This is a genomic window from Bifidobacterium pseudolongum subsp. globosum, from assembly GCF_000741295.1.
Taxonomy (GTDB): Bacteria; Actinomycetota; Actinomycetes; order Actinomycetales; family Bifidobacteriaceae; genus Bifidobacterium; species Bifidobacterium globosum.
Genome location: NZ_JGZG01000001.1, coordinates 125,566 through 142,327 on the forward strand (window position 1 = coordinate 125,566; position 16,762 = coordinate 142,327).

Below are 16,762 nucleotides of genomic sequence, written 5' to 3' on the forward strand. Positions count from 1 at the left end.
CGATAAATGTTACGTGTTTCACCGTTTTCAATCCATTGCGCAATACAGCAGATGCGGTTGTGTGCTGGTGTGGGGTTTTCTTCGACGTTCCGGTCAGCGTTGCATCAATACTCCGCATCCATCGGATCGTCTCCAAACAGTTGCTCACGCTCGGCGTGCGTGGTTCGCCGGCTTTCCAGCCAGCCGTAGGGAAGATGGACTTTTTTCGCAAAGCGAACACGGCCTCTGGGCTTATCCACGATGCGCTCCGGCAGTTGAGCCCGCTGGTCCAATCCATCGATGATCGCCTGCACTTCGGCGAGGCTCTCGCACCCCATGAACGCGGCGCGCACGGATCCGCCGACCGGGAACCCCTTGAGATACCACGCGATGTGTTTGCGCAGGTCGTGCACCGCCATCCGCTCATCGCCGTCGAAGAACTCGACGAGCAGACGCGCATGGCGCATCACGACGGCGCCGACCTCACCGAGTGTGGGGCGCACGCGCGCGTCGCTGCCTTCGAAGGCGTTGCGGATGTCGGCGAAGATCCACGGGCGGCCTTGGCAGCCGCGGCCGATCGCCACGCCGGCGCAGCCGGTCTCGTTCACCATCGCCACGGCGTCGTCGGCGCCCCAGATGTCGCCATTGCCGAACACCGGGATGTCCAGATGCTCCACGAGCTCGCCGATGCGCGTCCAATCGGAGTGCCCGCCGTAGTATTCGGCCGTCGTGCGCGCGTGCAGCGTCACCGCGGCACAACCCTCGCCCTGCGCGATGCGGCCGGATTCGAGGAACGTCTCGTGGTCATGGTCGATGCCGACACGGAATTTGGCCGTCACCGGTATGCCAGCGGGTTCGCACACGCGCACCACGCGGTGGATGATCTCTTCGAGCAGGTCCGTCTTCCATGGCAGCGCGGACCCGCCTCCCCTGCGCGTGACCTTCGGCACAGGGCAGCCGAAGTTGAGGTCCACATGGTCGGCCATCGATTCGTCGACCACGATGCGGGCCGCCTGTTCCACAATCGCCGGATTGACGCCGTACAGCTGCAGCGAGCGCGGATGCTCGCTCGGCGCGAATCGGCACAGCCGCAGCGCCTTCGGATTGCGCGCCACCAATGCGCGCGCCGTGATCATCTCCGCCACATACAGCCCATCGGGCCCGTATTCCTCGCACAATACGCGGAACGGCCAGTTCGTCACGCCGGCCATCGGCGAGAGCATGACCGGCGTGCCGACGGTCAGCGGACCGAGCCGCACCGGTGCGAGCGCATGGTCGAGCCGGGCCGGCGCACTGTCCGTCCTCGGATCGAGTTGCGTCGTCTCATTGGCGGTATTCACTACTGTTTCGTGCATGCATCCCCATTCGAGCGGTCGCGAGCCAGCGTACAGACGCGGCCTGAGAGATTCCTGAAAAAACGTGCGGTGCGCGCCGCCCACTCGCCGCCGACATCGCAATTGCCCACGGCGCGCGGGGGCGTCTGTGGGCAATTGCGGCCGTGGCGTGCGGGCGCCGGCGCGGTCAGTACAGGCCGCCAGCGGTGGCGATGTGCACGCTGTCAGGCCATGCCTCGCCGCCCATCTCGACGGGCTTCATCGGCACACGCGTGCGCTTGTCGTTGATGCGCTTGGCCACATATTCGGCCACGTTCGCGAGCGCCACGCGCTCCTGCTGCATCGTGTCGCGTTCGCGGATCGTGACCGCCTGGTCGTCGAGCGTGTCGAAATCGACGGTGATGCACAGCGGCGTGCCGATTTCGTCCTGGCGGCGGTAACGGCGGCCAATCGCGCCGGACTCGTCGTAGTCGATCATCCAGTCGTTAAGGCGTAGGTCACTGGCCAGGTCCTGCGCGATCGACTGCAATTCGGGCTTCTTGCTCAACGGCAGCACGGCGGCCTTCATCGGGGCGAGCCTCGGGTCGAGGCGCAGCACCGTGCGCTTGTCGACGCCGCCCTTTGTGTTTGGCGCCTCGTCCACGTCGTAGGCGTCCACAAGGAACGCCATGAGCGAGCGCGACAGGCCGGCCGCCGGCTCGATGACGTACGGGATGTACTTTTCGCCCGTCGCCTGGTTGAAGTAGCTCAGGTCCTCGCCGGAATGCTCGGAATGCGCGCCCAGATCGAAGTCGGTGCGGTTCGCGATGCCTTCGAGCTCGCCCCAGTCGGAGCCTTGGAAGCCGAAGCGGTATTCGATGTCGACGGTGCGCTTCGAATAGTGCGCGAGCTTCTCTTTGGGATGCTCGTAGTGGCGCAGGTTCTCGGGCTTCACACCGAGGTCGAGGTACCACTGGGTGCGCGCGTCGATCCAGTACTGCTGCCATGCCTCGTCGGTGCCGGGTTCGACGAAGAACTCCATCTCCATCTGTTCGAACTCGCGTGTACGGAAGATGAAGTTGCCGGGCGTGATTTCGTTGCGGAAGCTCTTGCCGGTGTTCGCGATGCCGAACGGCGGCTTGGAGCGCGAGCTCGTCATGACGTTCTTGAAGTCGACGAAGATGCCCTGCGCGGTCTCCGGGCGCAGGTAATGCAGCGAGTTGTCGTCCTCGACCGGGCCCAGGTGCGTGCGCAGCATCATGTTGAAGTCACGCGGTTCGGTCCAGTTGCCTCGCGTGCCGCAGTCGGGGCACACGATGTCCTTCAGGCCGTTCGGCGGCATCTGGTCGTTGTGCTTTTCGGCGTAGGATTCCTCGAGCTTGTCGGCGCGGTGGCGCTTGTGGCACGTGAGGCATTCGATGAGCGGGTCGTTGAACACCGAGACGTGGCCCGAGGCCACCCACACGGCGGACGGCAGGATGATCGACGTGTCGACGCCCACCACGTCCGGGCGCGTGACGACCATCGCACGCCACCATTCTCGCTTGATGTTGTCTTTGAGCGCCACACCGAGCGGACCGTAGTCCCAGGCGGAACGCGTGCCGCCGTAGATCTCGCCGGCCGGGAATACGAAGCCTCGACGCTTGGCGAGGGAGACGACTTCATCAAGTTTGGAATTAGCCACAATGCACCTTCTGGTTTGAACGGTTTGGGGTCTTGTACAAGCCCCCAAGCCTACCGGCACACGGTGACACCCGATGTCACGCGTGGAACATCGTGAAACGCCACGCGCCCACGCCGCGTGTCCCAAGCGCCCTATAGGTTCGGTACGTGCAGGGGAACTTCCGCTTGGGGAAGTTGAGAGAGGCATGCCGCCTGACCCTTTGAACCTGTTTGGGTAACGCCATCGTAGGGAGCATTGTTATGAACCAATCACCATCCACCACCACTGTGCCGGCCTCGAGCCCGCTCCGAGAAGCCATCCGTGCCGCCGTCGAATCGGTGCGCGCAGACACGCCGATGGCACAGTCATTCACGAACTTCGTCACCATCAACCTTGTGGCCAACGCGCAGCTCGCCGCAGGCGGCACCGCCGCGATGAGCTTCCTGCCCGACGACGTGATCGATATCGCGGCGATCAGCGGGGCCACCTACATCAACGTGGGCACGTTGCTGCCGTTCTACAAGGACGCGCTCGGCGAGATCACCAAGGCGCTGCACGAGAAGCGCCACCGTTGGGTGCTCGACCCGGTGGCCGCCGGACTCGGCGCCACGCGCACACGGATCCTCGACGGCATGCGTGACGTGCCTCCGGCGGTCGTGCGCGCGAACGCCTCCGAGATCCTCACGCTCGAATCGATGTGGAACCCAGAGCACGCCGGCCCCGCCGACGACGGCGCGCATGGGCCGGCCGGCGTGGAATCCACCGACGACGTGGACACCGCCGCCCGTGCCGCCGAACGTCTGGCCCTGTACCTGCGTTCCAAGGACGCCGAGGGCCTGGGCGCCGTGGCGGTCTCGGGCGAAACCGATCTGGTCACCGACGGCAAGCGCACGTACCGCCTGCCCGGCGGCGACCCGATGATGACCAAGATCACCGGCGCCGGCTGCGCCCTGGGCGGCGTGGTGGCCACGTACCTGTGTGTGGCCGACCCGCTTGTGGCCGCGCTCGCCGCCTCGCTGTTGTTCAAGCGCGCCGGCGAACGCGCGGCCGCCGCTTCGGACGGCCCCGGCTCGTTCCAGACCGCCTTCCTCGACGCGTTGTGGAACACCGATGCCGACGACGTGGCGTCGTCGACCATCTGGGAGGCGTGAGCATGGCCGCAACATTCCCCTACCCCTCAATGCGCGGTTCGTTCGACCTGCGCTTCTACTTCGTCGTCGGCCCCGACGACTGCGCGGGCCGCACGCTGCTCGACGTGGTGGCCAAGGCACTCGACGGCGGCGCGAGTTTCATCCAGTTGCGCGCCAAGCACGCCGACGTCGCGCAGATCGTCTTGATGGCCGAAGGCATCGCGCACGAGATCCGCGAGCACCATCTCGAGGATTCCGTCGCTTTCGTGATCGACGACCGCGTGGACGCCGCCCTCGAGGCGCGCCACCGCGGCATCAAGGTCGACGGCGTGCACATCGGCCAACAGGACCTCAGCCCGCTTGAGGCGCGGCGCCTGCTGGGCAACGACGCGATCATCGGGCTGTCCGCGAAGACGCTCGACGAGGTCGAGGCAGCCAACGCATTGCCCGGCGGCACGATCGACTATCTGGGCGCCGGCCCGCTGCATGAGACGGCCACCAAGCCCGACTGCGTCGTCACCCATGCCGACGGCACCACAGGCACCCAGAGCGCGCAGAGCATCAACGCGCTGTGCGAGGCGAGCCTCTATCCGCTCGTCGTCGGCGGCGGCGTGCATGTGCAGGATGTGCCGATGCTCGCCGGCACCTACGCCGACGGCTGGTTCGTGGTGTCGGCGATCGCCGCCGCACACGACCCCGAGCAAGCCACCCAGGACCTCGTCAACGCGTGGCTCGCCGTGCGCGGCGACACGCGGCACGGCTATGCGCAGCACACGGCCGACCCGCACACGCTGCCCGCCGCGCTGACAATCGCGACGACCGATTCGTCGGGCGGCGCAGGCATCGCCGCCGACCTGAAGGCGATGCTCGCGAACGACGTGTACGGCATGTGCGTCGTGGCCGGCATCACCGCGCAGAACACGACCGGCGTGCAGCTCATCGCACCGGTTGACCCCGCCGTCGTGCGCGAGCAGATCGATTCCGTGTTCACCGACATCCGCCCCGCTGCCGTGAAGATCGGCGTGATCGTCGGCGACGACCAGATCGAAACGGTGGCGGCCGCGCTGCGTGACCACCATGCCGAGAATGTCGTGGTCGACCCGGTCATGGTCGCCACGTCGGGCTCTTCGCTCGCCGACAGCAGCGCTGTGCGCACAATGACGCGCGAGCTCTTCCCGCTCGCCGCGCTCATCACGCCGAACATCCCCGAAGCGCAGGCGCTCACCGGAGCAGAGATCTCGTCTGCAGCAGACATGGAGCGCGCGGCGCGGGCGCTCGCCGAACGGTTCGGCTGCGCAGCGCTCGTCAAGGGCGGCCATGGCACGCAGGACGCCAACGATGTGCTCGCACTGCCCGACGGCGCCACGCAGTGGTTCGCCGGCGAGCGCATCGGCAACCCGAACACCCACGGCACCGGCTGCACGCTGTCGTCGGCGATTGCCGCGCATCTCGCGCTTGGCGAACCGCTGGGCAACGCGATCACGCATGCCAAGGCGTATGTGAGCGGCGCATTGCGCGCGATGCTCGACCTTGGCGCCGGATCGGGGCCGATGGACCACGGCTGGGCGCAGCACTGAGCACGCACATCACCATTCATATCGGCGTGTGCCGCCGAAGGAACGAACAGGAGCATCATGGACCGTTATGCCGAACGGCAGGAAGTGCCGTTGGACCCCGAGACCGGCAAGCCGGTCATCAACACTGTGGCCGCAGTGGCAATCGCGCCCAGCGGCGTGGGCGCCGAACTGAGTGACTACGTGGCGCAGGTCGTGAGCGTGATCCGCGAATCCGGACTGCCCAATGAGACGAACGCCATGTTCACCAACATCGAAGGCGACCTCGACAGCGTGTTGCGCGTCGTGCGCGACGCCGCGATGGCGCTCGCCGGCCAGGGCTACCGCACCGGCGTCAGCCTCAAACTCGACATCCGCCCCGGATTCAGCGGGCAGCTCGAGGAGAAACCGCGCCTTGTGGACGAACTGATCGACAAGGCTTAGGGCGGGGTCTTCCTTACCCAGTACAGAGAACGGCAGGTGGCATTCCACCTGCCGTTCTATCGTAGAAGCCATGACGACGATGAAGGAAGTGGCACAGCGGGCCGGCGTTTCGGTATCCACCGTCTCGCTCGTGCTCAACGGGCGCGACAGCGGGCGCGTCAAGACAGAGATCGCGCAGCGGGTGCGCGACACCGCGCGCGCGTTGGACTACCGGCCGAACCCACTCGCGCGGTCCCTGCGCACGAGCCGCACGCGCATGCTCGGATTCGTCAGCATGGAGGTCGCCACCACCCCGTATGCGGGCGGCATCATCCTGGGCGCGCAGGAAGCTGCGAGCGAAGCCGGGTATCTGCTGACCACGGTGAACGCCGACGGCAAGGTCAATCTGGAGCAGGAGGTGGCCACCCTGCACCGCTATGGCGTGGATGGGTTCCTGTTCTCCACGATGTCGAACCGCGTGTCCGACATTCCCGAAAGCCTCGCCTCCTACCCGCTTGTGCTCGCCGACGCGACCGACGCGCACAACCGCTTCCCCGCGATCGTGCCCGACGAGGTGCGCATCGGACGCGATGCCACGCAACGCCTGATCGACGCGGGGCTCACGCGCATCGCGTACATCGGGTGCACCGCACCGCTTGTGGCACAGGGGTTGCGCCTCGAAGGCTATCGACAGGCGCTTGAACACGCCGGCATCCCGTACCGCAGCGAACTGGTGTGCGACGTGCTGTACAACGACGAGGCGCTGCGCACGGTGGGGCGGCTGTTCGACGAGCAGCGGCCCGACGGCGTGTTCTGCTTCAACGATTCGCGCGCATGGTATGTCTATGAATGCGCCGCGCGGCTCGGACTCACGATTGGCGAGGACGTCTCGGTCGTGGGCGTGGACAACCACCCGGTCGTCAGCGAGACGTTCTCGCCACAGCTCACGACGGTTGAGCTGCCGCATTATGAGATGGGGTATTGGGCGGCCACGAAGCTCATCTCGATGCTCGCGGACTCCCCCGCCGAAGACGTGCGGTGGCCAGCCACAACCGCCCCGATGCCGCCGCTCGATGCCCCCACGCCCGCCATGATCCACTGCACATTGATCGAGCGCGACTCGGTGCGCGACACGCCGACGGATTGACCCGACCCCTTCAGTCACATCACCGAATTCCCGTCAAACGATTGACATTATGCGTTTCATCGCTGCCGGCTTCATGCGCATCTTTCGTCAATCGTTTGACGTCAATCGTTTGACACTCTATACTGGCATTATCGACTTCACGGCGCTGCAGCCACACGAAGCACCGATACCCCCAGCCACGCCGACGACGGCACCGAACAACGAGGTTTCACATGACCCGCACCGCAAAACTGTGGAAGAACCCTTCTTATCTGCAAAGCTCATTCGGCATCTTCCTCTTCTTCTGCTCATGGGGCATCTGGTGGTCCTTCTTCCAGCGCTGGCTCAACTCCATGGGCCTCAACGGCGCCGAAGTGGGCACCATCTACTCCATCAACTCACTCGCCACCCTTGTGCTCATGTTCTGCTACGGCCTGATCCAAGACAATCTGGGCCTCAAACGGCATCTCGTGCTCGCAATCTCCACGATCGCGGCGCTCGTCGGGCCCTTCGTGCAGTTCATCTACGCGCCGCTCATGCGCACCAACATGATGGCCGCCGCAATGATCGGCTCCATCGTGCTGTCCGCTGGGTTCATGGCCGGCTGTTCGCTCATCGAGGCCGTCACCGAACGGTACAGCCGCAAGTTCAACTTCGAATACGGCCAGTCGCGCGCCTGGGGCTCCTTCGGCTACGCGATCGTGGCGCTCGTCGCCGGCATCGTATTCAACATCAACCCGATGATCAACTTCTGGCTCGGCTCGGCGTTCGGCGTCGGCATGCTCATCGTGTACCTCACGTGGTACCCGGCCGACCAGCGCGCGGCGCTCAAGGAGGAATCGGCACCGGACGCGGAGCCCACCAACCCCTCACTCAAAGAGATGGTCAAGGTGCTGCGCATGCCGGCCCTGTGGGTGCTCATCGTGTTCATGCTGCTCACCAACACGTTCTACACCGTGTTCGACCAGCAGATGTTCCCCACCTACTACGCCTCGCTCTTCCCCACCGAAGCGACCGGCAACACCGTCTACGGCATCCTCAACTCGGTGCAGGTGTTCTGCGAATCGGCCATGATGGGCGTCGTGCCAATCATCATGCGCAAGATCGGCGTGCGCAACGCACTCCTGCTCGGCGGCACCGTCATGTTCCTGCGCATCGGCCTGTGCGGCATCTTCCACGACCCGGTCATGATCTCGATTGTCAAGATGTTCCACGCCATCGAAGTGCCGCTGTTCTGCCTGCCGGCCTTCCGCTACTTCACCCTGCACTTCAACCCGAAGCTTTCGGCCACCCTGTACATGGTCGGCTTCCAGATCGCCTCGCAGATCGGCCAGGTCGTCTTCTCCGCCCCGCTCGGCATGCTCCATGACCGGCTCGGTGACCGCACGACGTTCCTCACGATCTCCGGCATCGTGCTGTGCGCGGTCATCTACGGCTTCTTCGTCATCAAGCGGGACGACGAGCAGGTGGACGGCGACCCGTTCATCCGCGATTCCGAACAGCCGCTGCCCTCACTCGCCCAGGACGAGGCGCGCCTCGCCGCCGATGACGAGGACATGTGACGCCCCACGGCGAATTCTAGTGGTCGTTGCAACACCATCGAGAGTCGGAGGTTGCAGCGATGGCATACGAGTTCGAGGGCGTGCAGTACGGGAAGCTTCGAGACATGCAGGAGGCCCGGCGCGCCCGGTATGTGCAGCTGCTTGAGGAAGGACTGAACTTCACCCAGGCAGCGCACGCGGTCGGCGTCTCCAAGCGCACGGGAAAGGTGTGGCGCAACGGGCGAACCCGTTCGAACGGACGCAACGAAAGGCCTCTGGTCGATTGGTATGGTGGACGGGTGAAAGACAGCACAACCACTGTGTCATCGCGCTATCTGAGCATCGACGAGCGCATCGAGATCGCCGACCTGAGCCGGTCCGGCACAAGCGTGCGCGGCATTGCCCGGCGCCTCGGGCGCAGCGCGTCGACGGTCAGCCGCGAGCTGCGCCGCAATGCCCATCCGGCAGACGGCGGGTACCGACCGCACCGCGCCGATCAGCTGGCGGCATCGCGCAGGCCCCGTCCCAAGCGGCGCAAGATCAGGCCCGGAACCGACCTGTACGCATATGTGGCCGCAGGGCTCAGGCGGCACTGGAGCCCCGAGCAGATCAGCAACCGCCTCGTACGCGAGTACCCCGATAATGACCATATGCGAGCATGCCACGAGACCATCTATCAGGCCGTCTACGTCCAGCCGCGCGGCGAACTGCGCAGGCAGGTCGGCAACGCCCTCAGGAAGGGGCGCGCAGTCAGGCGCTCCCGCAGCGACGGCCAGTCGCGCAGGCCGCGCTTCCGCGAGCCGATGGTCATGATCAGCGAACGGCCCGCACAGATCGAGGACCGTGCCGTACCGGGACACTGGGAGGGCGACCTGATCTGCGGGACGTCCAACAAGAGCGCGATCGGCACGCTGGTCGAGCGCACCACCCGCTACACCGTCCTGCTCGCACTGCCCGACGGTCACGATGCCGAGCACGTGCAACGGGCCATCATCACCAAGATGGGCCAGCTTCCCGCGCCGCTGCTCAACTCCCTGACATGGGACCAGGGCGCAGAGCTCGCGCTGCATCGCGACATCACCGCGTCCCTTGACATGCAGGTCTATTTCTGCGACCCGCACAGCCCATGGCAGCGGGGCACGAACGAGAACACCAACGGATTGCTGCGCCAGTACTTTCCAAAAGGAACAGACCTGTCCGCCTACAGTCAGGACTACCTCGATGCAGTGGCCGACGAGCTCAACGACAGACCACGCAAAACACTGGACTGGGCCAAGCCAAGCGAACGGATCATCGAACTTCTCAATGCCATGGAATACGCTCAATAAAGCATACAATCACAAGGACGTGTTGCAACGACCATTAGAATCCACCCCACCCTTTTTCCCCCCCCCCCAATCCGCACCACTTCGAAAAGGACCATCATGGCACCGACCATCCTCAACACACCCACCGAAACCAACTCCGGGACCGGCGAACTGCCCAATCCGGTGCTCACCCCGATCGCCGACCACGCAGAGGCCCTCGCGCGCGCCGAAGCCGGCGTGCAGGCGCTGCGCGAAGTGCGCAACGACCGCTGGTACCCTACCTTCCACATCGCGTCGAACGGCGGATGGATCAATGACCCCAACGGCCTGTGCCGCTACGACGGGCGTTGGCACGTCTTCTACCAGCTGCATCCGTACGGCACGAAATGGGGCCCGATGCACTGGGGCCATGTCTCGTCCACCGACATGCTGCATTGGCGACGCGAGCCGATCGCCTTCGCCCCGAGCCTCGAACAGGAGCGCCACGGCGTGTTCTCCGGAAGCGCCGTCATCGGCGACGACGGCAAGCCGAAGATCTACTACACCGGCCACCGTTGGGCCAACGGCAAAGACAACACCGGCGGCGACTGGCAGGTCCAGATGCTCGCCGAGCCGAACGACGACGGCATGACGACGTTCACGAAGCGCGGCATGATCATCGACTGCCCGACCGATGAGGTCGACCATCATTTCCGCGACCCGAAGGTGTGGAAGACCGGCGACACATGGTACATGACCTTCGGTGTCTCCTCAAAGGAGAAGCGCGGCCAGATGTGGCTGTACACGTCGGACGACATGGTCCACTGGAGCTTCGACCGCGTGCTCTTCGAACACCCCGACCCGGACGTGTTCATGCTCGAATGCCCCGACTTCTTCCCCATCACCGACGCCGACGGCAATGAGAAATGGGTCATCGGCTTCTCCGCGATGGGCGCCAAGCCAAAGGGGTTCATGAACCGCAACCTCAACAACGCCGGCTACATGATCGGCAATTGGGCCCCCGGACGCATGTTCGAACCCGAGACTGAGTTCCGCCTGTGGGACTGCGGACACAACTTCTACGCGCCGCAGTCCTTCACCGTCGACGGCCGTCAGCTCCTGCTCGGCTGGATGAGCCCGTTCACACCGCCGATCCCGATGGAGCAGGACGGCTGGTGCGGCAACATGACGCTCATGCGCGAGATCACGCTCGGCGAGGACGGCGACCTGCATACGGCGCCGTGCAAGGAGTTCGAGGGGCTGCGCGTCACGACGACGAACTACGGAGAAATGCTCGTCGAGGCGAATCAGGAGACGACGCTCGCCGACGACGTGGAGGCCGTGGAGATCGAGATGACGATCGATTTGGAGGCCACCGGTGCGGAACGCGCCGGACTGCATGTGCACGCGACCGAGGACGGCCACTACACCTCCGTCATCTACGACGACCAGCTCGGCCGCGTGGTCGTGGACCGGCAGAACGTCGCCAATGGCGACAGGGGATACCGGACCGCCCCGCTGAGCGACGAAGAGCTTGCCAGCGGCAAGCTCGACCTGCGCGTGTTCATCGACCGCGGTTGCGTGGAGGTCTACGTCAACGACGGCCACCAGGTGCTCAGCTCTTACTCCTTCGCGGCGGAGGGACCTCGCGCCATCAAGCTCGTCGCTGAATCCGGGGCGATGAAGATCGACTCGCTGAAGGTCCACACACTGATGAACATCGGACTCGACTCCTGACGTTCCCCTGCAACGCGGCCGCCGTACGTCCCCAGGCGCATTCCCGGGGACGGCCGGCGGCCGCGTTTCCTTGCCATTGCCCACCGTACGGGCTATCATCGGGCGTTGTCGCATCCACTGGACGCGGCGAATCAGCTTTTCTGGCCGTGCGGCGGCAGACTCCTCACCTTGCTGCCTGATGCCGACGGCCTTCGAGCATGCCGGGTTGGCATGCAGGAAGTAAGGTGCCGATGACTTTCCATGGGCGAACGCAGGGCCGTGGGACACAACGCCTCCGTCACGCCATCCGGCGGTATTGGCCTACAATCGCCGCGGTCGTGACGATTGTCGCCGTCTGGCAGATCTGGGTGGACGCCACGCATCCCCCGGTCACGATGATCGCGTCACCGAGCCAGATTGTCGCGGCGACGGTCCGTTCATCCTCCACATTGTGGCCCGCGGCGCTCATGACCTTCACCGAAGGCGTGGCCGGGTTCCTCATCGCATGTCTCGCCGGCGTGCTGCTCGGTGTAGGCATCCACTGCTCTCGCACGGCGTATGCGGCGCTGTTCCCGCTGCTCACCGCGGCACAGACGCTGCCGCTCATCTCAATCGCCCCGTTGTTCCTCATCTGGTTCGGCTTCGAACCAGCCGGCAAGATCGTCATCGTCGCCGTGTTCGCCCTCTTCCCCATCGTCGTGCAGACAATGCGCGGACTGCAGTCGGTGCCGCGTTTCTACGATGACGTCGCGATGACCTGCGGCGCGTCGCGCGCATGGACGCTGTTCCATGTGGACCTGCGCGTCGCGGCACGACAGATCTTCGGCGGCGTGCGCGTTTCGGCGGCCTATGTGTTCGCGACCGCCGCGACCGCCGAATACCTCGGCGCGCGCACCGGGCTCGGCATCTGGCTGCAGGCCGCCTACAACTCGTTCCAGACACCGCTCATCTTCACGGCGACCTTCGTCATCATCGTCATGACAGGCCTGCTGTTGCTCGCCGTGCGCGCCGTCGAACGGCTCACCATCGGCTCACCGGCGGACGACGAGGACCCGGACGCGCAGTGAGCGGCCCCGCCGCCGCGCATGGGCCGGCCAACGGGGCCCATGCGCGGCGCCCGCAGGCCCATTGCCCCCATTCATCACCAAGAAGAAGGAGATCCCATGACGAACCACCGATTCACCACCCGCATAGGCGCCGCGCTCGCCGCGCTATGCGCCGTGCTCGCCGTCACTGCATGCGGCGCGCCGAAACCGGACGCCAGCGGCCTAGACAAGGTCACGTTCATGCTGTCGTGGGCGCCGGACACGAACCACATCGGCGTCTATGTGGCCAAACACAAGGGCTACTACCGCGAAGCCGGACTCGACGTGGACATCGTCGCCGTCACCCAGTCGGGAGCCGAACAGGCCGTCAACAACGGCGTCGCCGACTTCGCGCTGTCCAACCTGACGAACGTGAGCACCTATGCGACCAAAGGCGCGCAGCTCAAGCAGGTCATGCAAGTGCAGCAGAAGACAAGCGCGATCTGGTGCGCGCTCGCTTCGAACGACGCGATCACACGCCCCAAGGACTTCGACGGCAAGGTCTTCGCCACCTTCGGCTCCAACGAGTCGGATGCCGTCGTGCGCCGCATGATCGAAACCGATGGCGGCACAGGCGACTTCGACAAAGTCACTGTCGGCACATCCACTTTCGCGACGCTCTCGTCAGGGCGCGCCGACTTCGGCGGCTTCTACTCCACATGGGAAGGCGTGCAGGCGAAGATGAACGGGCCCGAACTGCGCTGCTTCAGCGAACCCGATTACGGAGTGCCCGGCAACGCCGATTCCATCGGCATCATCACCAGCGACCGGCTCATCAGCAGCGATCCGGACCTGGTGAAACGCTTCGTCCAAGCCACGCAACGCGGCTACATCGACGCATACGAGGACGGCGACGAGGCCGCCGGGATCCTCGTCCACGACGCCCCGGAGGCGAACCTCGACGAGGCCTTCGTCAAGGAGTCGATGAAGACGATCATCGATGGGCAATACTGGGGCGACCGCAAAAGCATCGAGAACGGCACCGCCACACTGGGCGCGATCGACTACGACGACACGCAGCAGTACTTCGATTTCCTCGCCGAATCGGACGCCTACACCGACGCGACCGGCAAGACCGTGCACACCGCGCCGCAATCGCACGACCTCGCCACCGACGAATTCCTCGCCAGCGGCGCGCACTGAGACGCAAGCAACCGCAACCAAACGTGGGGAGTGACCAGACCATGACCACCGCACCGCATCTCGTGCTCAGCATGGACACCGGCATCGACGACGCGCTCGCGCTCGCATACCTCGTCGCCGCAGGCGCACGCATCGACGGCGTCAGCGCCACCTACGGCAATGTCCTGCAACAGCAGGCCGAACGCAACACGCGCATGCTGCTCGACATGCTCGGGCGCCCCGACATACCGGTGGCCGCGGGCGCCCGGCATCCGTCATGGGCGAAGTATTTCGTGGCCGACGCCGGTTGTGCGCGCTTCCACGGCAACGACGGATTGGGCAATCTGCAGGCGGCGGGAGCCGAAGGTCCAGCCCAATCCCCTGCGCCGGCCACAGCGCCCGGCAGCGTGGAGGCCTCCACCGGCAGTGGCATCGTCGAATTGACCGCGGCGCGCATCGAGGCACTCGCGCGGCAGGGGCACACGGTCTCCGTCGGCGGCTATCCGGTCGGCGACCCCCATTGCGCATTGCCGGCGATGCCCGGCTTCTTCGCGCACACCGGCATCGCAGCTCCTGAGCTTCCCAAGCATCCCGACGGGGATTGCCCACCGGTGACCGAGGGCGCGCGCATGATCGTCGACGCCGCGCGCGAGTACGGCCATGACCTGACAATCGTCGCGACAGGACCGCTCACCGATGTCGACACCGCGCTGCGGGCCGATCCCGACGCCGTCTCACGGGCGCGCATCGTGTTCATGGGAGGCACGCTCACGCAGGAAGGCAATTGCTACGACCTCGTCTGCGAGACCAATGTGTTGCAGGACCCCCCGGCCGCCGACCGTGTGCTCCGCGCCCACGCCGACACGACGATGGTCGGGCTCGACGTGACGCACCGTTGCCTGTTCGGCGACGCCGACGTGGCGCAGTGGACCGCCGCGGCCACAGCAGGCTCCCGCCGCATCGCCTCGTTGCTCGCGGGCATCGCGGGGTTCTCGATCCGTGCGAACCGCGAGAGCGACCTGATCTTCGCCGCGGGCATGCCCCTGCACGACCCGCTTGCCGCGGCCGTCGCGATCGACCCGGGCCTCGTGTCGACCCTCGACCTGCCGATGATCGTCGAGACACGCACCGGGGACGGCAGCGGCGTCCGTGGGCGCACGATCGGCAACCCGCGCGGCGTCGTCGACAACGCCCCGCCGGTGCATGTGGCGCTCGGTGTGGACGGCGACGGATTCGTCCGCGGGTTCACCGACACGATCCGGGGATTCCTCGCATCCATCGGCTGAACGCGCGTGCTCCTCCGCTTACTGCTTCTTGACGCCTCCGAAACGGCGGTCGCGATGGATATAGCGCTCAATGGAATCCCACAGCACCGTGCGCCCGCAATCGGGGAACAGCTCCGGCACGAAATCGAGCTCCGCGTATGCGGCCTCCCACGGCAGGAAGTTGCTCGTGCGCTGCTCGCCCGACGTGCGGATCACCAGGTCGCAGTCGGGGATGTCGGGATTGTACAGATGCTCGGCGACCATCTTCTCCGTCACACGGTCGCCTTTGATGCGGCCGTCGCGCACCTCGCGCGCGATGGCGGCGCACGCGTCGGCGATTTCCGCGCGCCCGCCGTAGTTGATGCAGAACACGACGTCGATGACCTTGTTGTGCTTCGTGCGTTCCATGGCCACTTCAAGCTCGTCGATGACCGACTTCCACAGCTTCGGCCGGCGACCCGACCAGCGCACGCGCACACCCCATTCATCCATCTGCGCCACACGCCGGTGGATGATGTCGCGCGAGAACCCCATGAGGAACCGCACTTCCTGCGGCGAACGCTTCCAATTCTCGGTCGAGAAGGTGTACAGACTCAGATACCGCACGCCTGCCTCGATCGCGCCGGCGATGGTGTCGAAGACCACGGGTTCCGCAGCTTGGTGCCCTTCGGTACGGATCAGTCCGCGCTGCTGCGCCCAGCGCCCGTTGCCGTCCATGATCACGCCCACATGCCTGGGCACTTTGTTCTTGGGAAAGTCCGGCACAATCGCCGGATCGGAGAACGGGGCCGCAGGAATGTCCAATGACGTATAGTCCACGTGTTCGAATGCCATACCGCTTAATCTAGCAAGCGCAGCGAACGAATCGGCCGCTCGAGGTAGTACTGCGCCCAGTCCTCGACGAGCCGTTCGGCGCCCGGTTCGAGCGGCTGCGCGTCGAGCGTGCGCCAATCACCGTCGAGCAGCGCGCGCAGCTGCCGCAAAACGGCCGCGTTCGCCGGCTTCGCTTCCGGCGTATGGTCTGCCATGCACATCGTCCCGCCGGCCGCAGACGAGAAGAACATGAGCCCGTCGGTGCGCCCGCACACCACACACGCGTGCAGGCGCGGCGTCCAACCGGCGAGCGCGAGCGCGCGCAACACATACGATTCGCAGATCGTCTGCGCATGGTGCGCGCGTGCGGCGAGCGCGTGTAATGCGCCAACGACGAGCTGGTATTGCGCGGGCTGCGGCTCGTGTTCGGTCGTGACGAGGTCGTTGAGCGTCTCACAGATCACGCTCGCCGCACGGTAGGCCTCGTAGTCGCCGCTGATCGCCCCGGCGTACGCGGCGATGGATTCGGCCTGCGACACGTTGTCGAGCGAACGGCCTTCCGCGAGGAGCAGCGAGACGCGCATGAACGGTTCGAGACGCGCGCCGAACCGCGATTTAGTGCGGCGCACGCCTTTGGCTACCGCGCGCACTTTGCCGTGCCCGCGGGTGAACAGTGTGATGATGCGGTCGGCCTCGCCGAGCTTCGCCGTGCGCAACACAATGCCTTCGTCGCTATAGAGCGCCATG

14 protein-coding genes, 1 pseudogene and 1 riboswitch are annotated in these 16,762 nt (G+C 65.5%); of the genes and pseudogenes, 11 read left to right on the forward strand and 4 right to left on the reverse strand.

Going from position 1 to position 16,762, the window contains the following annotated elements:
• Positions 1–104: 104 nt before the first annotated feature.
• Complete coding sequence (gene dusB / locus BPSG_RS00520; RefSeq protein WP_080699278.1) at positions 105–1,334, reverse strand: tRNA dihydrouridine synthase DusB; 1,230 nt, start codon at positions 1,332–1,334, stop codon at positions 105–107.
• A 166-nt stretch (positions 1,335–1,500) separates the two neighbouring features.
• Positions 1,501–2,976: a glycine--tRNA ligase gene (locus BPSG_RS00525; RefSeq protein ID WP_026644061.1), complete on the reverse strand. Its 1,476-nt coding sequence runs from the start codon at positions 2,974–2,976 to the stop codon at positions 1,501–1,503.
• Between the two features lie 140 nt (positions 2,977–3,116).
• A riboswitch (TPP riboswitch) is annotated at positions 3,117–3,224 on the forward strand.
• Here BPSG_RS00525 and thiM point away from each other — a divergent pair.
• From thiM to BPSG_RS00575, 11 genes and pseudogenes are all read left to right on the forward strand, one after another.
• Complete coding sequence (gene thiM, locus BPSG_RS00530) at positions 3,216–4,106, forward strand: hydroxyethylthiazole kinase (RefSeq protein WP_033502251.1); 891 nt, start codon at positions 3,216–3,218, stop codon at positions 4,104–4,106. (Overlaps the previous riboswitch by 9 nt.)
• A gap of 29 nt (positions 4,107–4,135) precedes the next feature.
• Positions 4,136–4,705: pseudogene (locus BPSG_RS08905) on the forward strand (thiamine phosphate synthase); the annotation flags it as partial.
• A gap of 117 nt (positions 4,706–4,822) precedes the next feature.
• Positions 4,823–5,662 (forward strand): bifunctional hydroxymethylpyrimidine kinase/phosphomethylpyrimidine kinase, encoded by an 840-nt coding sequence (gene thiD / locus BPSG_RS08910; protein ID WP_306821063.1) that lies wholly within the window; start codon positions 4,823–4,825, stop codon positions 5,660–5,662.
• Between the two features lie 57 nt (positions 5,663–5,719).
• Positions 5,720–6,082, forward strand: a complete 363-nt coding sequence (locus BPSG_RS00540; RefSeq protein ID WP_033502249.1) for a thiamine-binding protein — start codon at positions 5,720–5,722, stop codon at positions 6,080–6,082.
• 70 nt (positions 6,083–6,152) lie between these two features.
• Positions 6,153–7,208 carry a LacI family DNA-binding transcriptional regulator gene (locus BPSG_RS00545; protein WP_026644065.1) on the forward strand — a complete coding sequence of 352 codons (1,056 nt, stop codon included), beginning with the start codon at positions 6,153–6,155 and terminating at the stop codon, positions 7,206–7,208.
• Positions 7,209–7,420: 212 nt separating this feature from the next.
• Positions 7,421–8,749, forward strand: coding sequence for an MFS transporter (locus tag BPSG_RS00550; RefSeq protein ID WP_026644066.1), 1,329 nt, complete (start codon positions 7,421–7,423; stop codon positions 8,747–8,749).
• 59 nt (positions 8,750–8,808) lie between these two features.
• Entirely contained in the window at positions 8,809–10,056 is a 1,248-nt protein-coding gene (locus tag BPSG_RS00555; RefSeq protein WP_051894161.1) for an IS30 family transposase, read from the forward strand.
• Positions 10,057–10,152: 96 nt separating this feature from the next.
• Positions 10,153–11,751, forward strand: a complete 1,599-nt coding sequence (locus BPSG_RS00560; protein ID WP_051592148.1) for a glycoside hydrolase family 32 protein — start codon at positions 10,153–10,155, stop codon at positions 11,749–11,751.
• Between the two features lie 230 nt (positions 11,752–11,981).
• Positions 11,982–12,797 (forward strand): ABC transporter permease, encoded by an 816-nt coding sequence (locus BPSG_RS00565; RefSeq protein WP_026644232.1) that lies wholly within the window; start codon positions 11,982–11,984, stop codon positions 12,795–12,797.
• A gap of 96 nt (positions 12,798–12,893) precedes the next feature.
• Positions 12,894–13,958, forward strand: coding sequence for an ABC transporter substrate-binding protein (locus BPSG_RS00570; protein ID WP_026644233.1), 1,065 nt, complete (start codon positions 12,894–12,896; stop codon positions 13,956–13,958).
• 41 nt (positions 13,959–13,999) lie between these two features.
• Positions 14,000–15,223, forward strand: coding sequence for a nucleoside hydrolase (locus BPSG_RS00575; RefSeq protein WP_026644234.1), 1,224 nt, complete (start codon positions 14,000–14,002; stop codon positions 15,221–15,223).
• Between the two features lie 18 nt (positions 15,224–15,241).
• On the opposite strand, the gene BPSG_RS00580 is transcribed toward BPSG_RS00575, so the two are convergent.
• A complete protein-coding gene (locus tag BPSG_RS00580; protein ID WP_026644235.1) occupies positions 15,242–16,036 on the reverse strand; it encodes an isoprenyl transferase in 795 nt (264 codons plus the stop codon).
• A gap of 5 nt (positions 16,037–16,041) precedes the next feature.
• Positions 16,042–16,761, reverse strand: coding sequence for a DNA repair protein RecO (gene recO / locus BPSG_RS00585; protein ID WP_026644236.1), 720 nt, complete (start codon positions 16,759–16,761; stop codon positions 16,042–16,044).
• Between the last annotated feature and the right edge of the window lies 1 nt (position 16,762).